Here is an 18,166-nt window from a genome sequence, read left to right as displayed (position 1 = left end):
AAAACCATGGAAAACCTTCCGCATTTTCAGCTGTTCATTGATGGCGAATGGACCGAGGGGGCAGACGCTCAGGTCATGACCTCGGAAAACCCGGCGACCGGGCAGGGGTGGGCGACATTTGCCTGCGCCTCGACCGGTGATGTTGATCGCGCTATTGCTGCGGCCAAACGGGTTCTGGACGATCCGGCGTGGCGGGACATGACGCAAACTGCGCGGGGAAAGCTGCTGTATCGCCTGGCTGATCTGGTAGCCGAAAACGCCAAACGTCTCGGAGAGTTGGAGACCACCGACAGCGGCAAACTGCTGGCGGAAACCTCGGCGCAAACGGGATATGTGGCGGACTATTACCGCTATTTCGCGGGGCTTGCGGATAAGGTCGAGGGCACGGTGCTGCCCATCGACAAGCCCGACATGCATGTCTTCACAACGCGAGAACCGATTGGCGTTGTGGCGGCCATCGTGCCGTGGAACGCGCAGATGTTCCTGACAGCCACCAAGCTGGGCCCGGCCTTGGCTGCGGGGTGTTCGGTGGTGCTGAAAGCCTCAGAAATCGCGCCAGCGCCGATGCTGGAGTTTGCGCGTCTGATCGAACAGGCCGGGTTCCCGCCCGGGGTCGTCTCGGTCATCACCGGCGACGCCGAGAATTGCGCCATTCCGCTGACCCGTCATCCCGATGTCGACCGGATTGCCTTTACTGGTGGGCCGGAAACCGCGCGGCATGTGGTGCGCAACTCGGCAGAAAACTTTGCGGTGACCTCGCTGGAACTGGGTGGCAAGTCCCCAATTCTCGTGTTTGACGACGCCGATCTGGACGGTGCTGCGAATGGGCTGATCGCGGGGAATTTTGGTGCGTCCGGTCAAAGCTGTGTGGCAGGGACGCGCGGTCTGGTGCATCGGTCCATTCTGGAGCCGTTGATCGAACGGATCAAACAGAAGGCCAGCGCCATTCGCTTGGGCGATCCGCTGCACTCTGATACTCATGTTGGCCCGCTCTGCACCGCCGCTCAGGTGCGCAAGATCGAGGCGACATTGGCCTCGGCGCAAGGGCAGGGCGCGGTGATCCGATTTGGCGGTGCGCCTGCGGATCGTCCGGGCAACTACATGACGCCAACGCTGGTTCAATGCACCTCACCCGAGACCGAAACGCTGAAGGTTGAGATGTTCGGGCCTGTCATGTCTCTGCTTCCTTTCGACACCGAAGACGAGGCCATCGCGCTGGCGAACAGCACGCCCTACGGGCTGGGTTCGGGGGTTTTCACAAAGAACCTGGCGCGGGCGCATCGGGTATCTAAACGGATCAGGGCGGGGATTTGCTGGGTGAATACCTACCGCGCGATCTCACCGATTGCGCCGTTTGGCGGGTTCAATCAGTCAGGCTATGGGCGCGAGGCCGGGGTCGAGGCGATCCTCGACTATACCCGGACCAAGACAACCTGGATCAGCACCGCGCAAGAGCCGATGGCGAACCCGTTTGTAATGCGCTAAGCCTGTGGAAACGCACGGGAGGGCGCTTATGAAACTGGAGAAACCGAATTTCGCGGCACCAGCGGACGCGAATGAGCGCAAGGCCATTCCTCCGGTCATCTGCTACCCCCCTGAGACGCTGGAGCAGCCGGATTTGGCTGCGCTAACCACGCTGCGGGCAGGGGCCAGCAAAACGGCCGAGGCCACCGCCGCGCCTCGGGATGCCACCTGCATCGACGTGCCTGCTGGCGCGTTTGTTCGGGTGTTGTCGGTCGATGGCCCTCAGGTCGGTGACTTGAATATGTGGAACAAGCACGACCTGACTGAGAGGTTCTATTCCGGCAAGACCCGCGCGTTGCACGGCACCCACCTGTCGACCGGAGACCGTATGTGGTCGAGCTTTCCCAATATGCGCCCGATGGCGACCATCGTGGATGATACGCTGGACTGGTATGGGTTTGACGCCTTTGGTGGCTCGGTTCATGACGTGATTGGCACCCGCTGTGATCCCTATACCGGACGGTTGCTGTCGGGCGATGACTATCACTATTGCTGCCATTCCAACCTGACCCGCGCGCTGGCCAGCCATTGCGATCTGCCGCTGCACGAGGCCGAGATGCTGGTCCATGATGTGCTCAATGTCTTCATGTGCACCGGCTTCACACGCGACACCGGCCAGTACTTCATGAAGGCCAGTCCGGTGCGTCCGGGGGACTATCTGGAATTCTACGCCGAGATTGATCTAATCGTCGGTCTTTCGGCCTGTCCCGGCGGCGACTGTTCGTCCGAGCATTCTTCGGACGCAGCGGCCTGTTTCCCCTTGGTGATGGAGGTCTATGATCCTGGCGAAGACGCACGCGCGGCGCATGTTCAGCCGCCGCGATCCGCCTATGACCGGACCCATGGGACCGGTTAAGAAGTCAGGCGGCGCCCCAAACGAGTCAGCATCCGGCAGCACAGATCAAGTTGTTCAATCTCGACATACTCATCCGCCTTGTGCGCCTGTGTGATCGAACCGGGCCCGCAGACAATTGCGTGCACGCCGAGTTGCTGGAACAGCCCGGCTTCGGTGGCGAAGGCGACGACGCCGGTGCCGTTCGCGCCGGTCAGTTCGGCGACCAGTTCGCGGGCGGCGTTTTCGTCCATGGGTTCAAGTCCCTGAACCTCGGCGATGGCCTCCTGCGTGATGCTGGCCTCGGGGTGAACCGCCTGCATGTCGGGCAGCAGAGTGTGTTGCACATAGTCCGACAGGGTTTTGCGCACCAGTTCCGCATCGCTGGACTGCACGGGGCGCATTTCCCACGCGACTTCGGCCTTGCTGGCGATGACGTTATGGGCAACGCCGCCCGAGATGCGCCCGACATTGACCGTGGTCCAAGGCGGTTCGAACGGGCTGCCCTTCGGGGCGCGAGATTTCAGGATGTAGCGTAATTCCAGCAGCTTGCCGATATAGCGCGCCGCGTATTCTGCGGCATTCACACCGTCATCTGGGGCCGAGCTGTGGCCTTCTAGTCCGACAAAGCTGGTGGTGTATTCGAAGCAACCCTTGTGCCCCTCGATCACTCGCATCTCGGTGGGTTCACCGATGATGGCGATGTCCGGAACGATGCCACGTTTGGACAGGTCGTCCACAAGGTTCTGCGCGCCCAGACAGCCGGTTTCCTCGTCGTAGGTAAAGGCAAAATGAAGCGGTTGGGTCAGTTTGCTGGTGTCCACTGTCTCAGCAAAAGCAAGGGCAGCGGCAATGAACGCCTTCATGTCGCAGGTGCCGCGACCATAAAGTCGACCGTCCTTCTCGGTCATCTGAAACGGGTCGGTGGTCCAGTCCTGATCCGCCACCGGAACCACATCCGTGTGGCCGGAAAGCAGGATACCTCCGGGCATGTCCGGCCCCAGCGTGGCAAAGACATTGGCCTTGGCACCGGTCGCATCGCGCGTTTCGATGCAGCGCGCGCCCAGTGCCTCAAGCCGTTCGGTCAGGTAGCGGATGATCTCAAGATTGCTGTCGGCAGAGACCGTTTCAAAGGCAATCAGGTCAGCCAGGATTTCGGTGGTTCTGAGCAGGGTCATGGTTTCACAAACATCTTGCGGGGCCGATCGCAGAAACACTCGGCAGGTCCGGTTTCGGTGATCAGGATCGACTCGGTGATCTCAAGGCCCCAATCGTCCATCCAGAGGCCGGGCATGAAGTGGAAGGTCATGCCGGGTTCCAGAACGGTCTCATCTTCGGGGCGCAGGGAGATGGTGCGTTCACCCCAATCGGGCGGATAGCTGAGACCCACCGGATAGCCGCAGCGTGCACCGCGCTCGATCCCGGCGCGTTCTAAGGGGGCGGCCAGCGCCAGTGCAATATCACGCGCTTGGTTGCCCGCACGGGCGGCGTCCAATCCGGCCTCTAGCCCTTCGACCAGTGCTGCCTCGGCTCGCAACAGGTGGTCGGGTGGCTGGCCCAGAAAGACGGACCGGCAGAAGGGTGTGTGATAACGGCGGTAACAGCCGGACAGCTCGAAGAACGTGCACTCGCCGGATTTGAAGGTCGCGCCGTCCCATGTCAGATGAGGCGCCGCGGCATCCGGACCCGAAGGCAGCAGGGGAACGATGGCGGCGTAGTCCCCCCAATCGTTGCCCACGCCCGAGATCGCATCATGGTAAATCTGCGCGACCAACTCGTTCTTGCGTAGTCCCGGTTCAACCCGCTCCAGCACGCCGTCGATCACGTGTTCCGAAATCCGGGCAGCCTTGCGCATCAAGGCAATTTCTTCACCGGACTTCACCGCGCGCTGCCAGTTCACCAGCGCGTTCGCGTCGATCAGTTCGGCCTGTGACAGCTCTGACAGCAAGGTCAGATGCGCCTTGGCCGAGTAGTAATAGTTGTCCAACTCGACCCCAATCCGGCCCGCAGTCAGCCCGCAGTCGCGGATCAGCGCTGCAAGGTCCTGCATCGGGTGTCGGAGCGTCGATTGCACGTAGTGGTCCGCATAGCCGTATATCCGGTTATCCGGCATCCAGACTGTGCGCCGTGCGCCGTTGGCATCCTGATTGCGGCCCCACCAGATCGGATCGCGGTCATGCAGGACCAGAACGCCCTGATGCACGTAGAAGGACCAACCCTCATACCCCGTCAGCCACGCCATGTTCGATGGATCCTCGACAAACAGCGCGTCCAGTCCTGCGGCTGCCATGGCCGCGCGCGTCTTTTTCAGCCGACGATCATATTCAGCCTGGCTGAAAGCCGGATCGGCATGGGCCATGAGATGCTCCGTGCGGTGTCTGAGTTTTGTTGACAGAACTAGACGAATCCGATCACGTCAATGGGCAACACAGGGAAGACGTTCAGTTGAAAATCACATCCAACCCGTATCGCGCCGGTCAGAAACTGATCGAGGGCGCACCGTTTCCGTCTACGAATGTGGCCCGCGCCTCGGAATTGATCGCGCGTTGCCTGTCCGCTGACGAGACCCCATTGACCGAAGTTCCGGGGCTGGCGGATGTCGCGCACCTCTGGGTCAAGGATGAACGTGGACGGATGGGGCTGGGGTCGTTCAAGGCCTTGGGCGCGGCCTATGTTATCGCGCGCCATGCGGCAGAGATTGCCGAAACGCCGGACAACACAACGCTGTCCGGCCGCACTTATGTCACGGCGAGTGCGGGTAATCACGGCCTAAGCGTGGCGTCGGGTGCGCGCAGGTTCGGGGCCGACGCGGTGGTCTATATCGCCGAGACCGTACCCGAGAGTTTTGCCGAACGCTTGCGTGAACAAGGCGCGAAAGTTGTGCGCGAGGGCGCGGATTACGCGGCCAGTATGGACGCCGCCAGCAATGCGGCGCGGGAAAACAACTGGATTCTGCTGTCGGACAGTTCGTGGGAGGGATACTACGACCTGCCGCATACCCTGATGGAAGGGTACTTGCAGATGGCGGCCGAGGCCGCCCGGCAATGCCCGCAAGTGCCGACTCATATCATGTTGCAGGCCGGTGTCGGTGGAATGGCGGGTGCGGTTGCGGCCTATGCGCGAACCGTCTGGGGGGACGCACCGCAGATCATCGTGGTCGAACCTGATGCGGCCCCGGCGTTGCAGGCCAGTATCGAGGCCGGCGCCTGCGTTTTCGCCGATGGCCCCGACAGCGTGATGGGGCGGCTTGATTGCAAGGAACCGTCACTGATCGCTCTGAACGGGTTGGCCCGCGATGCAGACAGGTTCCTGACCCTTTCCGATGCGCAAGTGACCGGGCATCTTCCGGCAATGGCCGCAGCGGGCATCGCCACCACTGCGTCAGGCGGGGCAGGGGTTGCGGCCGTCATGAATTCCGAAGTGCGCGAGGCTTTGGGCATCGGATCTGATGCCCGTGTCTTGTGCTTCCTGTCCGAGATCGCTGAATGAGGGGCTTTGAGGCGTCCGAATTCCACGCGCGAACGGACCGCGCACAGCGCATGATGAAGCAGGCGGGCCTGTCGGCGCTGTTGCTGACGACCGAGCCAGAGATACGCTATTTCACCGGCTACCTCACCCGCTTTTGGGAAAGTCCGACGCGCCCTTGGTTTCTGGTCCTTCCCGCAGCGGGCAAACCGATTGCCGTGATCCCGTCGATCGGGGAGGCGCTGATGGCGCAGTCATGGGTGGATGATATCCGCACCTGGAGCGCCCCGGACCTGAGCGACGACGGTGTCAGCCTGCTGGCCGATACTCTGTGCGAGGTATGTCCGGCGGATGCAGCCATCGGCCTGCCGGACGGGCACGAGACCCATGTTCGTATGCCGCGCGCCGACCTGAACCGGTTGCAGCAGGCGCTTGGTGCACGCCGTTTGGACAGTGATGGGGGAATTCTCCGCGCTCTTCGGATGGTTAAAACCCCAGCCGAGATTGCCAAGATCGAAACCGCTTGCGCCATTGCCGGTCGGGCCTTCCAGCGCGTGCCCGAGATTGCCGGTGAGGGCGCTGCACTGGACGAGGTCTTCCGCCGATTTCAGATGCTGTGTCTGGATGAGGGCGCAGATTGGGTGCCGTACCTTGCTGGCGGGGCCGAGCAGGGCGGGTATACGGATGTGATCTCACCGGCCCGCGCCACGGCGCTGCAACCCGGTGACGTATTGATGCTGGATACTGGGTTGGTCTGGGACGGGTATTTCTGCGACTTCGACCGCAACTGGTCGGTCGGAGCAGCTAGCACTCAGGTACGCGATGCCTATGCAACGCTGATCGAAGCCTCTGACGCCGCATTCGACGCTGCGCGCCCAGGTGCAACAGCGTCAGATCTGTTTCACGTCATGAACAAGGTGCTGTCCCGCACCTCGGGTGAGACTGGCGCGGGGCGGCTGGGGCATGGGTTGGGGATGTCGCTGACGGAATGGCCCTCTCTGATCCCCACCGATCATACGGTTCTTGAACCGGGCATGGTTCTGACGCTGGAACCCGGCATTGCGGTCGGCGACAAAATCCTCGTGCACGAGGAGAACATAGTTATCACCGAAGGGGCACCGCGGTTCATCAGCCCCAGAATCGGCCCGGAGTTGCCCGAGATATGAGTTATCTGCCCTACACGCTGGACAAGGACGATCCAGACGCCACGCCGATGGGGTTGATCGTCTTGCAAACCGACGAGACGATCGAGCCCGAGTTCAACGCCTATTTCGCCGACCAGCGTGCGCCGGTGTATGTGTCGCGCATTCCCAGCGGGGCAGAGGTGACGAAAGACACTCTGGCGGAAATGGAGAAAGCCCTGCCTGCCGCCGCGGACCTGTTGCCCAAGATTCGCCCCTACAAGGTGGTCGGATACGGGTGCACATCGGCCAGTTCGGTTATCGGGTCCGACCAGATCGAACGGATGGTTCGGAAAACCTGCAATACGGCTGTGGTCACGAACCCTCTGCGCGCGGCATCCGCCTGTGCGGCGCATTTGGGTGTTTCGAAATTCGCACTGCTGTCACCCTATATCGAAGAAGTGAACGAACCGCTGCGCCGGGCGTTTGCTGAAAATGGGGTTGTTATGGATGTGTTCGGCTCGTTCGGAGAGGCGGAAGAATCGAAAGTTGTGCGCATTTCGCAGCGCTCCGTGGTGGATGCTGCGCTGAAACTCGGGGCTGATGCATCGGTTGAAGCAGTCTTCATAAGCTGTACGAATTTAAGAACTTTTGATGCAATCCCGGAAGTCGAAAGCCGCCTGAAAAAGCCGGTTTTGTCCAGCAATCAAAGCCTTGCATGGCACATGCGGGACCTGAATTCAGTCTAGTGGTGATGCAGGCGCAACCGAAAATGTCTGACCTTTGTCACATTTTGGTTGCGCGCTGCGTCTCGCATGTCCTTTAATGAGGCCAATAGGTCTTTGAGATCCGGATAAACCGGGCAAACAACAGACCGCACAGGGAGCCAAGTCGGTATATGTCCAATGACGCAGCGTTCGTCGAGTTTCAGCGTGTCCAGAAGTCTTATGATGGTGAAGTACTCGTTGTAAAAGATCTAAACCTCTCAATGCCAAAAGGTGAGTTTCTGACAATGTTGGGCCCGTCGGGGTCCGGCAAGACAACTTGCCTGATGATGCTGGCCGGGTTTGAAACCGCCACGCATGGCGAAATCATGTTGGACGGGAAGCCGATCAATAACATCCCGCCGCATAAGCGTGGCATCGGGATGGTGTTCCAGAACTATGCCCTGTTTCCGCATATGACCGTGGCCGAAAACCTCTCGTTCCCGCTGGAAGTGCGGAAGATGGGCAAGGATCAGCGCGAGGAAAAGGTAAAGCGGGCACTGGACATGGTGCAGATGGGGGCCTTTGGCAGCCGCCGCCCGGCACAACTCTCCGGTGGTCAGCAGCAGCGGATCGCCCTGGCGCGTGCGCTGGTGTTCGAACCAGAGCTGGTTCTGATGGACGAACCGCTGGGCGCGCTGGACAAACAACTGCGCGAGCATATGCAGTTCGAAATCACCCGTCTGGCACACGAACTGGGGATCACCACCGTTTATGTGACCCACGACCAAACCGAAGCGCTGACGATGTCGGACCGTGTCGCCGTGTTCGATGACGGCCGTATTCAGCAGCTTGCTCCGCCGGACCTGTTGTATGAAGAGCCCGAGAACAGCTTTGTTGCGCAATTCATTGGCGAAAACAACACTTTGGAAGGTGTTGTTAAGTCAATCGACGGCGATTCGTGCGTGGTTGTCCTGGATGACGGGTCCGAAATTGATGCCAAGCCGGTGAACGTCCACAACGCTGGCGAACGCACCAAGGTTTCAATCCGCCCCGAACGCGTCGAGTTCAACAAGGACCGTTTGCACGCCGATGCGCATACGCTGAAGGCCACGGTGAAAGAGTTCATCTACATGGGCGACGTGTTCCGCTTCCGTCTGTCCGTGGCTGGCAATGATGACTTCATCATCAAAACTCGGAACGCGCCGGATGCGGTCAGATTGCGCCCCGGCCAGGAGGTCGAGATCGGCTGGCTGGCTCAGGATTGCCGGGCGCTGGACGCCTGATACTGGAATTCCCCGTGTGATCCGCCCGGGTGCGCGGGACATCAGATGATCGGGTTGCCCCGTGATCCGATCTTCAAAGCTAAAATTAACGGGTATAACAGGGAGTTAACAATGAAAGTTACCAAAACCACTCTGATGGCGAGTGCACTTGCCGCAGTTGCCGGTGGCGCGATGGCCGAAGAGATGACGATCGTTTCGTGGGGTGGCGCATACTCCAAATCGCAGCTGAAAGCTTATCACGAGCCCTATTCGGAAAAGACCGGCGTCACCATCCTGAATGATGACAGCTCGAACGAAGCGGTCGCCAAGCTGCGTGCGATGAACGAAGCGGGCAACATCACCTGGGATGTGGTTGACGTTGTGGCCTCGGACGCGATCCGCCTGTGCGACGAAGGCCTGGCGATGGAAATCGATCACGACGCGATGCTGGAGCCAGCGCCCGATGGTTCGCCGGCTTCCGAGGACTTCGGTGAACTGATTGTCAGCGATTGCTACATCCCCAGCATCGTGTACTCGACCACCTTCGGCTACCGCACCGATCTGGTCGGCGACACCCCGCCCACCGAAATCTGCGCTGTATTTGATCTGGAGACCTATCCGGGCAAACGCTCGCTGGAGAAACGTCCAATCAACAACATGGAATGGGCGCTGCTGTGTGACGGCGTTGCCAAGGACGACGTCTATGACGTGCTGGCAACCCCGGAAGGGCAGGACCAGGCGCTGGCCAAGCTGGACACCATCAAGGACAGCGTCGTCTGGTGGTCTGCGGGTGCCGACACACCGCAGCTGCTGGCCGATGGCGAGGTTGTTATGGGCTCGACCTACAACGGTCGTCTGTTCAGCGTGATCGAAGAGCAGAACCAGCCGGTTGCGATGCTGTGGGATGCGCAGGTGTTTGACATTGACGGTTGGATCATTCCCGCCGGTCTGGATGAAGAGCGCAAGCAGCGCGCGCTGGATTACCTGCGCTTCGCGACCGACACGCAGCGTCTGGCGGATCAGGCCAAGTACATCTCGTACGGTCCGGCCCGTGCTTCGTCGGCACCGCTGGTTGGTCAGCACGCTGAACTGGGCATCGACATGGCACCGCACATGCCGACCGATCCGGAAAACGCCAAGAACACGTTCCTGTACAACTACGAGTTCTGGGCTGACTACCGCGACGATATCGACGCGAAATTCCAGGCATGGCTGGCACAATAAGCCTGTCTTGATACGCAAGGCCGGGGCCGCCAATGGCCCCGACCCACCAAAGACCAAGGGACGCAGATGACTGACGCTACTCAATCCGGTCCGATGCTGGCCGCAGATGGCACGCCACTGAAGAAATCGCTGGCGCGATCCCTGCGCCGCCGCAAACTTCGGGCGCTGGCCCTTGTTGCGCCCTTGTTGCTGTTTGTAATGCTCTCGTTCGTGATCCCGATCGTGTCGATGTTGTTACGGTCGGTTGAAAACGGCATCGTTGCAGAAACGCTCCCACTGACTGTGGTCGAGCTGAAGAATTGGGATGCCGAGAGCGGTGAGCTGCCCGACGAAGCCCTTTACGCTGCCTTTACTAAGGACATGGTCGCAGCTGTTGAGGCGAAGACGCATACGAGACTCGGAACGCGTCTGAACTATGAACAGACCGGCATGTCTTCGATGTTTCGTAAATCAGGTCGCAGTATCAAGCGCCTGGATCCCGAAGCTGATGCGCCTTTCAAGGAAAAGCTGATCGAGATTCACGACGGCTGGGGCGATGTCGAGACCTGGCGCACGATCAAGACCCATGCGGTCCCGATCACCAATGGCTATTTCCTGAACGCTGTTGACATGCGTCGTACGCCCGAAGGCGCGCAGGCGCAGCCCGAGGACAAACAGATTCTGATCAAACTGTTCGGCCGCACGCTGATGATGTCGCTGATCATCACCGCATCCTGCATCTTGCTGGCGTATCCGGTCTCGTATCTGCTGGCGACGTTGCCGATGCGGGTTTCCAACCTGCTGATGATCCTTGTGTTGCTTCCGTTCTGGACGTCGCTGCTGGTGCGAACATCTGCATGGAAGGTCATGTTGCAACAGCAGGGCGTGATCAACGAAACCCTGGTCTGGCTGGGATTGGTCGCGGACGATGCGCGGCTTGTGATCATCAACAACCAGTTCGGCACGATTATCGCGATGACCCACATTCTGCTGCCGTTCATGATCCTGCCGATGTATTCGGTAATGCAGACGATCCCGCCATCCTACACCCGCGCGGCCAAGTCGATGGGCGCGACCAACTGGACGACCTTTTGGCGGATCTATTTCCCGCAATCCATTCCGGGCATCGGAGCGGGGTCCATCCTCGTATTCATTCTGGCCATCGGTTACTACATCACCCCCGAGATCGTGGGCGGCACCAAAGGTGTCTTCATCTCGAACCGGATTGCCTACCACATCTCGTCCTCGCTGAACTGGGGTCTGGCGGCGGCGTTGGGGACGATCCTGCTGGCGGTCGTTCTGTTGCTCTACTGGTGCTACGACAAGATCGTGGGCATCGATAACGTGAAACTGGGATAAAGATCATGGCTGCACTTACACCTATATCCCGCAAACCGTTGTCGGTCGTCCTGCCGGCGGTCGCCATCGCCGGAGGTTTCCTCGGTATGTTCGTCGGAGCCGGGCAGGGCAATGTCCTGTTGGGTATCCTGATCGGTGCCGCACTGATGGCAGGGCTTGCCTGGATCTATATCACCGTGCTCGACAATGAACGTGTCGCGCGCTGGATTACCGTTCTAGGGCTTGCCGCGATCGGTTTTTTCTTTGCCGGAATTACCGGCCTGATCGTCGGGCTGCTGGCTGGGTGGTTCTTTGCTTTCTTCATCTTCTGGCTGTACGAGGGGCGCTATCGGCAGAAGCTGTTGCCCTATCTGACGGGTCGGCAGGTGTTCGAGCATTACCTGTTCCGCGTGATTTGCGGGGCCATCTTTGTCTTCCTGATCACGCCGATCCTTGTGGTGCTGCCGCTTTCGTTCAATGCACAGGACTTTTTCACCTTCACGCCTGAAATGCTGCGTCTGGACCCCGAGGGGTATTCGCTGAAGCATTACCGCGATTTCTTCACCAACAATGAATGGCAGCGCAGCTTCAAGAACTCGCTGATCATTGCGCCGATTGCGACGTTCATCTCGGTGTCGCTGGGGACGCTGGCGGCCATCGGCCTCAGTCAATCGCATGTTCCTGGGCGCCGGGCCATCATGGGTATCCTGATTTCGCCCATGATCGTTCCGCTGATCATCTCGGCGACGGGGATGTTCTTTTTCTACAGTGACATCGGGCGATTCCTTGAGGGCACGCTGGGCATGGACAAGAACTTTGTGGGCTATGTGAAGGTCATTCTGGCGCACGCCGTTCTGGGCATTCCTTTCGTGATCATCACGGTGACCGCGACATTGGTCGGGTTCGATCAATCGCTGACGCGGGCTGCGGCGAATATGGGGGCAGGGCCGGTGCGGACCTTCTTCAAGATCCAGATGCCGCTGATCCTACCGGGCGTGATCTCGGGCGGGTTGTTCGCCTTCATCACCTCGTTCGACGAGGTTGTGGTGGTGCTGTTCGTCGGTTCGGCCAGTCAGAAAACGCTGCCATGGCAGATGTTTACCGGTCTTCGCGAGCAGATCAGCCCGACCATTCTGGCGGTGGCGACGATCCTTGTGGTCATCTCGATTGCGCTGCTGACCACGGTTGAACTGCTGCGGCGGCGGTCCGAACGTCTGCGGGGCCTCAGCCCGGCTTGACGCGACTCGAAAGCTGATTTAGCGATTTCACCATGCACTCCGGTCACGATGGCGTCGTGACGTTAGGCGGGGTGCATGGCTCTCGGTTCCCGAGGCCGCTTGTCCTGAACGCCGGGGCTTGTGGCCGGGCTGTGCCTGTCCGGCATTGAGGAGAGACCAAATGACTGATCTGCAAAATCGCCCCGAGTTCTTCACCTGCCACAATGGCGATAAGGCTCCGCTGCCTTTCAGCAAGGCAGAGTACGCCCGGCGTCTGGCGAGCCTGCGCGCGACGATGGCGGCGCGCGATATCCCGGCGGTGCTGCTGACGTCAATGCACAACATCGCCTATTACTCGGGCTTTCTGTATTGCGCGTTCGGCCGTCCTTATGGCTGCGTGGTGACTCAAGACGCATGCACGACCGTGTCGGCGAATATCGACGCGGGCCAGCCGTGGCGGCGCTCGGTCGAGGAAAACGTGATCTACACCGATTGGAAGCGGAACAACTACTGGCGCGCTGTGGCCAACCTGATCGGCTCGGTAGGGCGGATTGGTATCGAAGGCGATCACATGACGCTGGCCATGCGCGACACCGCGTTGGACATGCTGGGTGGGCCGGAACTGGTGGATATCGCCCCCGATACGATGGCCGCACGCATGGTGAAATCCGCCGAAGAGATCGAACTGATCAAGGGCGGTGCCTGCACCGCTGATGTAGGTGGCGCGGCCATCCATGCCGCGATCCGTGAAGGTGCGACCGAGATCGAAATTGCAATGGCCGGACGTGACGCGATGGAGGCAGAGATCGCGCGTGCCTATCCAGATGCCGAATACCGTGACACATGGGTTTGGTTCCAGTCTGGCCTGAATACCGATGGCGCCCATAACCCGGTTACCAAACGGGCGCTGCAAAAGGGCGATATCCTGTCGCTGAACACGTTCCCGATGATCTCGGGTTACTACACCGCTTTGGAGCGCACCCTGTTCCTTGGCGAACCCGATGCCGAAAGCCTGCGTATCTGGAAGGCCAACGTTGCCGCACATGAGCTTGGTCTGAGCCTGATCAAACCCGGCGCGACGTGCTCGGGTATCACGGCCGAGATCAACCGCTTTTTTGCAGATGAAGGGCTGCTGCAATACCGGTCCTTTGGTTATGGCCACTCCTTCGGCATTCTCAGCCACTACTATGGCCGTGAGGCCGGGTTGGAACTGCGTGAGGATATCGACACGGTGCTGGAGCCGGGCATGGTTGTGTCGATCGAACCGATGCTGTGGATACCCGAGGGCCAGAAGGGCGCAGGCGGGTACCGTGAGCATGACATTCTGGTCGTTGAAGAAACCGGCGCCGAGAATATCACCGGCTTCCCTTATGGACCGGAACATAACACGATCAGCGCCTGATAGCGTTGCAGGGAAGGGTCGCCGACCCTTCCCGACATCCAACCCGAGGGCGGGGTTGATTGTCCGGTTCAGCGGTGTGTATCTGACGATACTGCTGGAAAGGATATGCCGTGGGACAATTCGAACTGCCATCGGGAACGGGTGTGTGCTTTATCAACCTCGATCGGGTGCCCGAGAGGGCCTCTTTCATGGAAGCTCAGTTCGCTCACACAGGTCTGGTCGGCGCGCAACGATTCAGTGCGGTTGACGGGCAACTCCCCGGAGCGCTTGCAGGTAATGGCTATGCCCCCGGAACCGGCAGCCGCTGGGGCCTGAAGCAAAGCGAAATCGCCTGTTTCGAAAGTCACCGGGCCGTTTGGCAGGCCGCTGTGGATCAGGGCATGAAGGCGGTTGCCGTCTTTGAAGATGACGTTGAAATGTCTGCCCAAGCCGGGAAGGTCATTACTGCGCTGCTGGATGGCGGAGACGGGTTTGACCTCATCAAGCTGGACTACTCTCCGCGTTCCATGCGGTTTGGTCCGTTGCAGAAGGTCGCGGATGTCCCGGTCAGACCGATGCTGGAAATGGCCCCCAGCGCGGCCGCCTATGTCGTCACCCAGGCGGCCTGTCGAAAACTGTTGTCTTGGTCCGAGAGGTATTCGGACCACCTTGATGATTTCATTTCGATTCCGCGCCCTGATTGGCGCATGTATCAGTGCTTTCCGGCCGTCGGGGTCCAGATGATCTGGTCCAAGCAACAGGATCAGACCGCAGAAACCGTCAAGGTCAGTGAGCGGTCGCAGGACCACAAAACCAACAGTGGTCTGGACAAGGGGCCTTTGTGGTTCCGCGCCCGGCGCGAGCTGCAAGCCGCTGGGCGCAAACTGTATTGGCGCGCGGGCGCTCAGCGGCGTTTGCTGGCGGATGGCGGGTACGTGGGGTTCATTCCCTGCGCCGATGACCTGAGCGTTTGACCACAAATTAGGCCCGGATATCCCTTGGTATCAGCGCCACAACGTATTAGCGTTAACAAAACTGTCAATTTGATATAACCTTGCAGTGTTGTTTGTGGTTAACGTTTGGGTGTTTGGTGTGGGGCAGACAATTTACGAAAGATACGGCGGGTTCAAAACCATCAGTCGGATCGTGATGACATTCTACGAAATGGCCTTGGAATCAGATCAGATCGGCGGCCATTTCGAAGACATTGATATGCCGCGCCTGATCGACCACCAAACCAAGTTCGTGTCTTCCTTGGTGGGCGGGCCTGCATCCTTCAGTGATGATCGGATCGAAGCGGTTCACCGGCACCTCAATATCTCTCATGCGGACTTTGACGAGATGGCTGAGCTTTTCGGCGAGGCGCTGGCCATGCATGGTATGGAGGAAAACCATATCAAGATCGCCCTGAGTGCCATCGAGGCCAAACGCGCGATCATTGTGGCGCGCGACGCCGCATGAGTATTCTGGCCATCAACGAACAGCTGCTTCGGGCGATCGGAGTTGGTGTTGCGGTCGTGCGCGCCTCGGATCTGAGTTTTGTGTTCCACAACGGGCCATTTGCGGAATGGTTTGGGAAGCCAGAGGACGGGCAGACGCTGCTGGATTTGATTCCGTCGCTTGATCCGCGCGAGTTGGAGGACGTAAAGCAATCCGGCCTGCGGTATTCGGTTGAACTTCAGATCAAGCCAAAGCGCAGAACGCTTATTTTCGCGACGACCGTTTCGCTGGCAAATGGCCTGTCTGAACAGGTTCTGGTTGTCGAATGCCAGAACATCACCCGCATCCGCGAATTGGAAAGCATGATTGACAGCTACTCGACCATGGTCGAGCGCAACACGCGCGAGCTGGAGCGCGAAAAAGAGCGGGTGGAACGGCTGCTGCTGAACCTGATGCCACGCGCGGTGTACGAAGAGTTCAAGACGTTTGGCGTGGTCACGCCGCAGCTATACGATCAGGTGTCGGTGGTGATGCTGGACTTCGTGGGCTTCACGGATTTCGCGGCCAAGACCGACCCGACCGTGACCCTAAGCGAGTTGAACGATATTTTCACCGCCTTCGACCGCATCGTCGAACAGTTCGGGTGTGAGCGGATCAAGACCATCGGTGATGCCTATCTTGCGGTGTCGGGTATGCCCGATGCGACGCCGGATCATGCGACCGCCGTGGCGCATTGCGCGGTGCGGTTCCTGCGATATCTCGAGCGACGCAATGAAAGCCATCCGCATAAATGGCAGGCCCGGATTGGTTTGGGCATGGGGGCCGCTGTGGGCTCGGTCGTGGGAATACAGAAATACGTCTATGACGTGTTCGGCCCGGCGGTGAATATTGCCGCGCGCCTGCAAGTCTTTGCAAACCCAATGAATATCGTTGCTCCGGAAGAGATGAAATACGCGCTGATCGACGAGTTTCAGGTCTCGGACATTGGGCGCGTGGACATCAAGGGTATGGGCGAGATGGACCTGATCAACGTGACCTCGGGCCTTAGCGTGCCGCAACCGTTGTCGCGTTTCTGACCCTTAATCGTCCTGCGGAACCAGCCCCAGACCGCGCAGATAGATGCCGATTCCGGACTCCAGCAAATCCTCGGGCGGGAAGGGAGAGCTTGCGCCGGTATTGCGGGCGAACAGTTCGACAACGCCGTGGCTCATGGCCCAGATATGGGCGCTGAACATCGATGCGGGCGGGCGTTTTTCAGGCGGGATGTGTTGTGACAGATCCGAGGCCGCCTTCTCCAGCACTGCTTTCGCCCGGTTCGCCGCCAGCGCCAGTTCGGGCGTGCGGTTAATTGAGATGCCACTTTCAAACATGGCGATGTAATGACCCGGATGCTTGCGCGCAAAGGCCAGATAGGCGCGGCCCGTCGCCTCGAACGCGGCCAGCGCCGAGGGCTGGCCCTTGTCATAGGCGTATTGCATCAGATCCGCGAACATCTCAAACCCCTGACGGGCGGCTTCCGCGATCAGGTCCTCGCGCCCGTGGAAATGCCGATACACCGCAGCCGGGGTGACACCGGCGGTTTTGGCAGCCTCGGACAGGGTAAAGCCCGTCGGGCCTTTTTCCTCGATCAAAGACAGCGCAGCCTCGATCAGAGCTTGTTTCAGGTTCCCGTGGTGATACCCGCGTTTCGTCATCCCTGTTTCAGGTGCCTTTGCTGTTTAAGCTGTCGGAATACATGACATAATCCGCGTTGTGGTCTTCGTCCACTCTTGGTCACGCATCCCAGATTTCCGGCCCGCCGCAGATATTGGGATCATTAGGCCCGATGGCGTCCTCGTCCTTTTCATCATAGTCCAGCGCGTGCAGCACCGTGCGAATGGCCGCCAGCCGCGCGCGTTTCTTGTCGTCGGACCGAACGATGGTCCACGGGCAATGCTCGGAATGGCTGCGGGTCAGGGTTTCCGAGATCGACTGGCTGTATTCGTCCCATTTGTTCAGACCGGCCACGTCGATCGGGCTGAGTTTCCACTGCTTCAGCGGGTCCGTTTCGCGTGCCAGAAACCGGTTCAGCTGCTCGGCGCGGCCGACGTTCAGCCAGAATTTGAACAGGGTGATCCCATCATTCACCAACCCGGTTTCCAGCGGCAGGACCTGCCGGAAAAACCGTTCACGCTGTTCTGCGGTACAGAAACCAAACACGTTTTCTACAACACCGCGGTTGTACCAGCTGCGGTCAAAAAACACGATTTCACCGGCCGACGGCAGATGCTGAATGTACCGCTGGAAGTACCATTGGCTTTGCTCGGTGTCCGAAGGTTTGCTGAGCGCAACGTTGCGCGCGCCGCGCGGGTTGAGGTTTTCGCGGAACCGCTTGATCGTGCCGCCTTTGCCAGCCGCGTCCCGGCCCTCGAATATGAGGGCAATCCGTTGATCGGTTTCCTTGACCCATGACTGCATCTTGACCAGTTCAATCTGCAGCTTTTCCATCTCTTTTTCGTACTCCTTACGCTTCATGCGTTCGTCGTAAGGGTAGGTCGGGTTCAGAATATCGTCCTTTTCGGACTTTTCGATGGCTGAACGCACCTCTTTCGGGGCGTCCTTTTCGAAGTACTTTTCAATGGAACCTTTCTCGGAACGGGCCATGTGCTACCTCGCCATAAAATCCATATCCTACTA

Annotated in this window: 17 protein-coding genes; 13 read left to right on the top strand and 4 right to left on the bottom strand. The window is 59.5% G+C overall.

The window, feature by feature from the left end; all coding sequences use genetic code 11:
• Positions 1-6: 6 nt before the first annotated feature.
• Together ACR0NT_RS01605 and ACR0NT_RS01600 are read left to right on the top strand one after the other, a co-directional pair.
• Positions 7-1,485: an aldehyde dehydrogenase gene (locus ACR0NT_RS01605; RefSeq protein WP_170442292.1), complete on the top strand. Its 1,479-nt coding sequence runs from the start codon at positions 7-9 to the stop codon at positions 1,483-1,485.
• Between the two features lie 28 nt (positions 1,486-1,513).
• Positions 1,514-2,380, top strand: coding sequence for a DUF1989 domain-containing protein (locus tag ACR0NT_RS01600; RefSeq protein ID WP_170442295.1), 867 nt, complete (start codon positions 1,514-1,516; stop codon positions 2,378-2,380).
• Here ACR0NT_RS01600 and argE read toward each other — a convergent pair.
• Positions 2,377-3,534 carry an acetylornithine deacetylase gene (gene argE, locus ACR0NT_RS01595; RefSeq protein WP_170671213.1) on the bottom strand — a complete coding sequence of 386 codons (1,158 nt, stop codon included), beginning with the start codon at positions 3,532-3,534 and terminating at the stop codon, positions 2,377-2,379. The two genes, ACR0NT_RS01600 and argE, sit on opposite strands and share 4 nt — an antisense overlap.
• Positions 3,531-4,715: a M24 family metallopeptidase gene (locus ACR0NT_RS01590; RefSeq protein WP_170442301.1), complete on the bottom strand. Its 1,185-nt coding sequence runs from the start codon at positions 4,713-4,715 to the stop codon at positions 3,531-3,533. The genes argE and ACR0NT_RS01590 overlap by 4 nt, the downstream gene beginning before the upstream one ends.
• An 86-nt stretch (positions 4,716-4,801) precedes the next feature.
• On the opposite strand from ACR0NT_RS01590, the gene ACR0NT_RS01585 reads away from it, so the two are divergent.
• From ACR0NT_RS01585 to ACR0NT_RS01535, 11 genes are all read left to right on the top strand, one after another.
• Positions 4,802-5,845 (top strand): pyridoxal-phosphate dependent enzyme, encoded by a 1,044-nt coding sequence (locus ACR0NT_RS01585; RefSeq protein WP_170442304.1) that lies wholly within the window; start codon positions 4,802-4,804, stop codon positions 5,843-5,845.
• The gene (locus ACR0NT_RS01580; RefSeq protein ID WP_170442307.1) at positions 5,842-6,987 is read left to right on the top strand and encodes a M24 family metallopeptidase; all 1,146 of its coding nucleotides are present in this window, start codon (positions 5,842-5,844) and stop codon (positions 6,985-6,987) included. Before ACR0NT_RS01585 ends, ACR0NT_RS01580 begins: the two co-directional genes overlap by 4 nt.
• Complete coding sequence (locus ACR0NT_RS01575) at positions 6,984-7,691, top strand: aspartate racemase/maleate isomerase family protein (protein WP_170442310.1); 708 nt, start codon at positions 6,984-6,986, stop codon at positions 7,689-7,691. Before ACR0NT_RS01580 ends, ACR0NT_RS01575 begins: the two co-directional genes overlap by 4 nt.
• Positions 7,692-7,840: 149 nt before the next feature.
• Positions 7,841-8,932 (top strand): ABC transporter ATP-binding protein, encoded by a 1,092-nt coding sequence (locus ACR0NT_RS01570; protein ID WP_170442313.1) that lies wholly within the window; start codon positions 7,841-7,843, stop codon positions 8,930-8,932.
• A gap of 111 nt (positions 8,933-9,043) precedes the next feature.
• Complete coding sequence (locus ACR0NT_RS01565) at positions 9,044-10,135, top strand: extracellular solute-binding protein (RefSeq protein ID WP_170442316.1); 1,092 nt, start codon at positions 9,044-9,046, stop codon at positions 10,133-10,135.
• Between the two features lie 66 nt (positions 10,136-10,201).
• Positions 10,202-11,473, top strand: coding sequence for an ABC transporter permease (locus ACR0NT_RS01560; protein ID WP_170442319.1), 1,272 nt, complete (start codon positions 10,202-10,204; stop codon positions 11,471-11,473).
• A gap of 5 nt (positions 11,474-11,478) precedes the next feature.
• The gene (locus ACR0NT_RS01555) at positions 11,479-12,690 is read left to right on the top strand and encodes an ABC transporter permease (protein ID WP_170442322.1); all 1,212 of its coding nucleotides are present in this window, start codon (positions 11,479-11,481) and stop codon (positions 12,688-12,690) included.
• A gap of 160 nt (positions 12,691-12,850) precedes the next feature.
• Positions 12,851-14,071, top strand: a complete 1,221-nt coding sequence (locus tag ACR0NT_RS01550) for an aminopeptidase P family protein (RefSeq protein WP_170671215.1) — start codon at positions 12,851-12,853, stop codon at positions 14,069-14,071.
• Between the two features lie 110 nt (positions 14,072-14,181).
• Positions 14,182-15,024, top strand: coding sequence for a glycosyltransferase family 25 protein (locus ACR0NT_RS01545; RefSeq protein WP_480442548.1), 843 nt, complete (start codon positions 14,182-14,184; stop codon positions 15,022-15,024).
• Between the two features lie 85 nt (positions 15,025-15,109).
• On the top strand, positions 15,110-15,511 hold the full coding sequence (locus ACR0NT_RS01540; protein WP_480442547.1) for a group I truncated hemoglobin: 402 nt from the start codon (positions 15,110-15,112) through the stop codon (positions 15,509-15,511).
• The gene (locus ACR0NT_RS01535; RefSeq protein WP_170671219.1) at positions 15,508-16,566 is read left to right on the top strand and encodes an adenylate/guanylate cyclase domain-containing protein; all 1,059 of its coding nucleotides are present in this window, start codon (positions 15,508-15,510) and stop codon (positions 16,564-16,566) included. The genes ACR0NT_RS01540 and ACR0NT_RS01535 overlap by 4 nt, the downstream gene beginning before the upstream one ends.
• Before the next feature lie 3 nt (positions 16,567-16,569).
• Here the strand turns inward: ACR0NT_RS01535 and ACR0NT_RS01530 are convergent, their stop codons facing one another.
• The gene (locus ACR0NT_RS01530) at positions 16,570-17,184 is read right to left on the bottom strand and encodes a TetR/AcrR family transcriptional regulator (protein WP_170324732.1); all 615 of its coding nucleotides are present in this window, start codon (positions 17,182-17,184) and stop codon (positions 16,570-16,572) included.
• A 79-nt stretch (positions 17,185-17,263) separates the two neighbouring features.
• On the bottom strand, positions 17,264-18,133 hold the full coding sequence (gene ppk2 / locus ACR0NT_RS01525; RefSeq protein WP_170671221.1) for a polyphosphate kinase 2: 870 nt from the start codon (positions 18,131-18,133) through the stop codon (positions 17,264-17,266).
• Positions 18,134-18,166 lie beyond the last annotated feature (33 nt).

The organism is Ruegeria sp. AB10 (genome assembly GCF_056542745.1).
This window is presented reverse-complemented; position numbering and strand designations above follow the sequence as displayed.

Excerpts from the sequence above, each read along its gene's own strand:
- ACR0NT_RS01605 (WP_170442292.1), top strand. The coding sequence starts at position 7 with ATGGAAAACCTTCCGCATTTTCAGCTGTTCATTGATGGCGAATGGACC.
- ACR0NT_RS01600 (WP_170442295.1), top strand. The coding sequence starts at position 1,514 with ATGAAACTGGAGAAACCGAATTTCGCGGCACCAGCGGACGCGAATGAG.
- argE (WP_170671213.1), bottom strand. The coding sequence starts at position 3,534 with ATGACCCTGCTCAGAACCACCGAAATCCTGGCTGACCTGATTGCCTTT.
- ACR0NT_RS01590 (WP_170442301.1), bottom strand. The coding sequence starts at position 4,715 with ATGGCCCATGCCGATCCGGCTTTCAGCCAGGCTGAATATGATCGTCGG.
- ACR0NT_RS01580 (WP_170442307.1), top strand. The coding sequence starts at position 5,842 with ATGAGGGGCTTTGAGGCGTCCGAATTCCACGCGCGAACGGACCGCGCA.
- ACR0NT_RS01575 (WP_170442310.1), top strand. The coding sequence starts at position 6,984 with ATGAGTTATCTGCCCTACACGCTGGACAAGGACGATCCAGACGCCACG.
- ACR0NT_RS01570 (WP_170442313.1), top strand. The coding sequence starts at position 7,841 with ATGTCCAATGACGCAGCGTTCGTCGAGTTTCAGCGTGTCCAGAAGTCT.
- ACR0NT_RS01565 (WP_170442316.1), top strand. The coding sequence starts at position 9,044 with ATGAAAGTTACCAAAACCACTCTGATGGCGAGTGCACTTGCCGCAGTT.
- ACR0NT_RS01560 (WP_170442319.1), top strand. The coding sequence starts at position 10,202 with ATGACTGACGCTACTCAATCCGGTCCGATGCTGGCCGCAGATGGCACG.
- ACR0NT_RS01555 (WP_170442322.1), top strand. The coding sequence starts at position 11,479 with ATGGCTGCACTTACACCTATATCCCGCAAACCGTTGTCGGTCGTCCTG.
- ACR0NT_RS01550 (WP_170671215.1), top strand. The coding sequence starts at position 12,851 with ATGACTGATCTGCAAAATCGCCCCGAGTTCTTCACCTGCCACAATGGC.
- ACR0NT_RS01535 (WP_170671219.1), top strand. The coding sequence starts at position 15,508 with ATGAGTATTCTGGCCATCAACGAACAGCTGCTTCGGGCGATCGGAGTT.
- ACR0NT_RS01530 (WP_170324732.1), bottom strand. The coding sequence starts at position 17,184 with ATGACGAAACGCGGGTATCACCACGGGAACCTGAAACAAGCTCTGATC.
- ppk2 (WP_170671221.1), bottom strand. The coding sequence starts at position 18,133 with ATGGCCCGTTCCGAGAAAGGTTCCATTGAAAAGTACTTCGAAAAGGAC.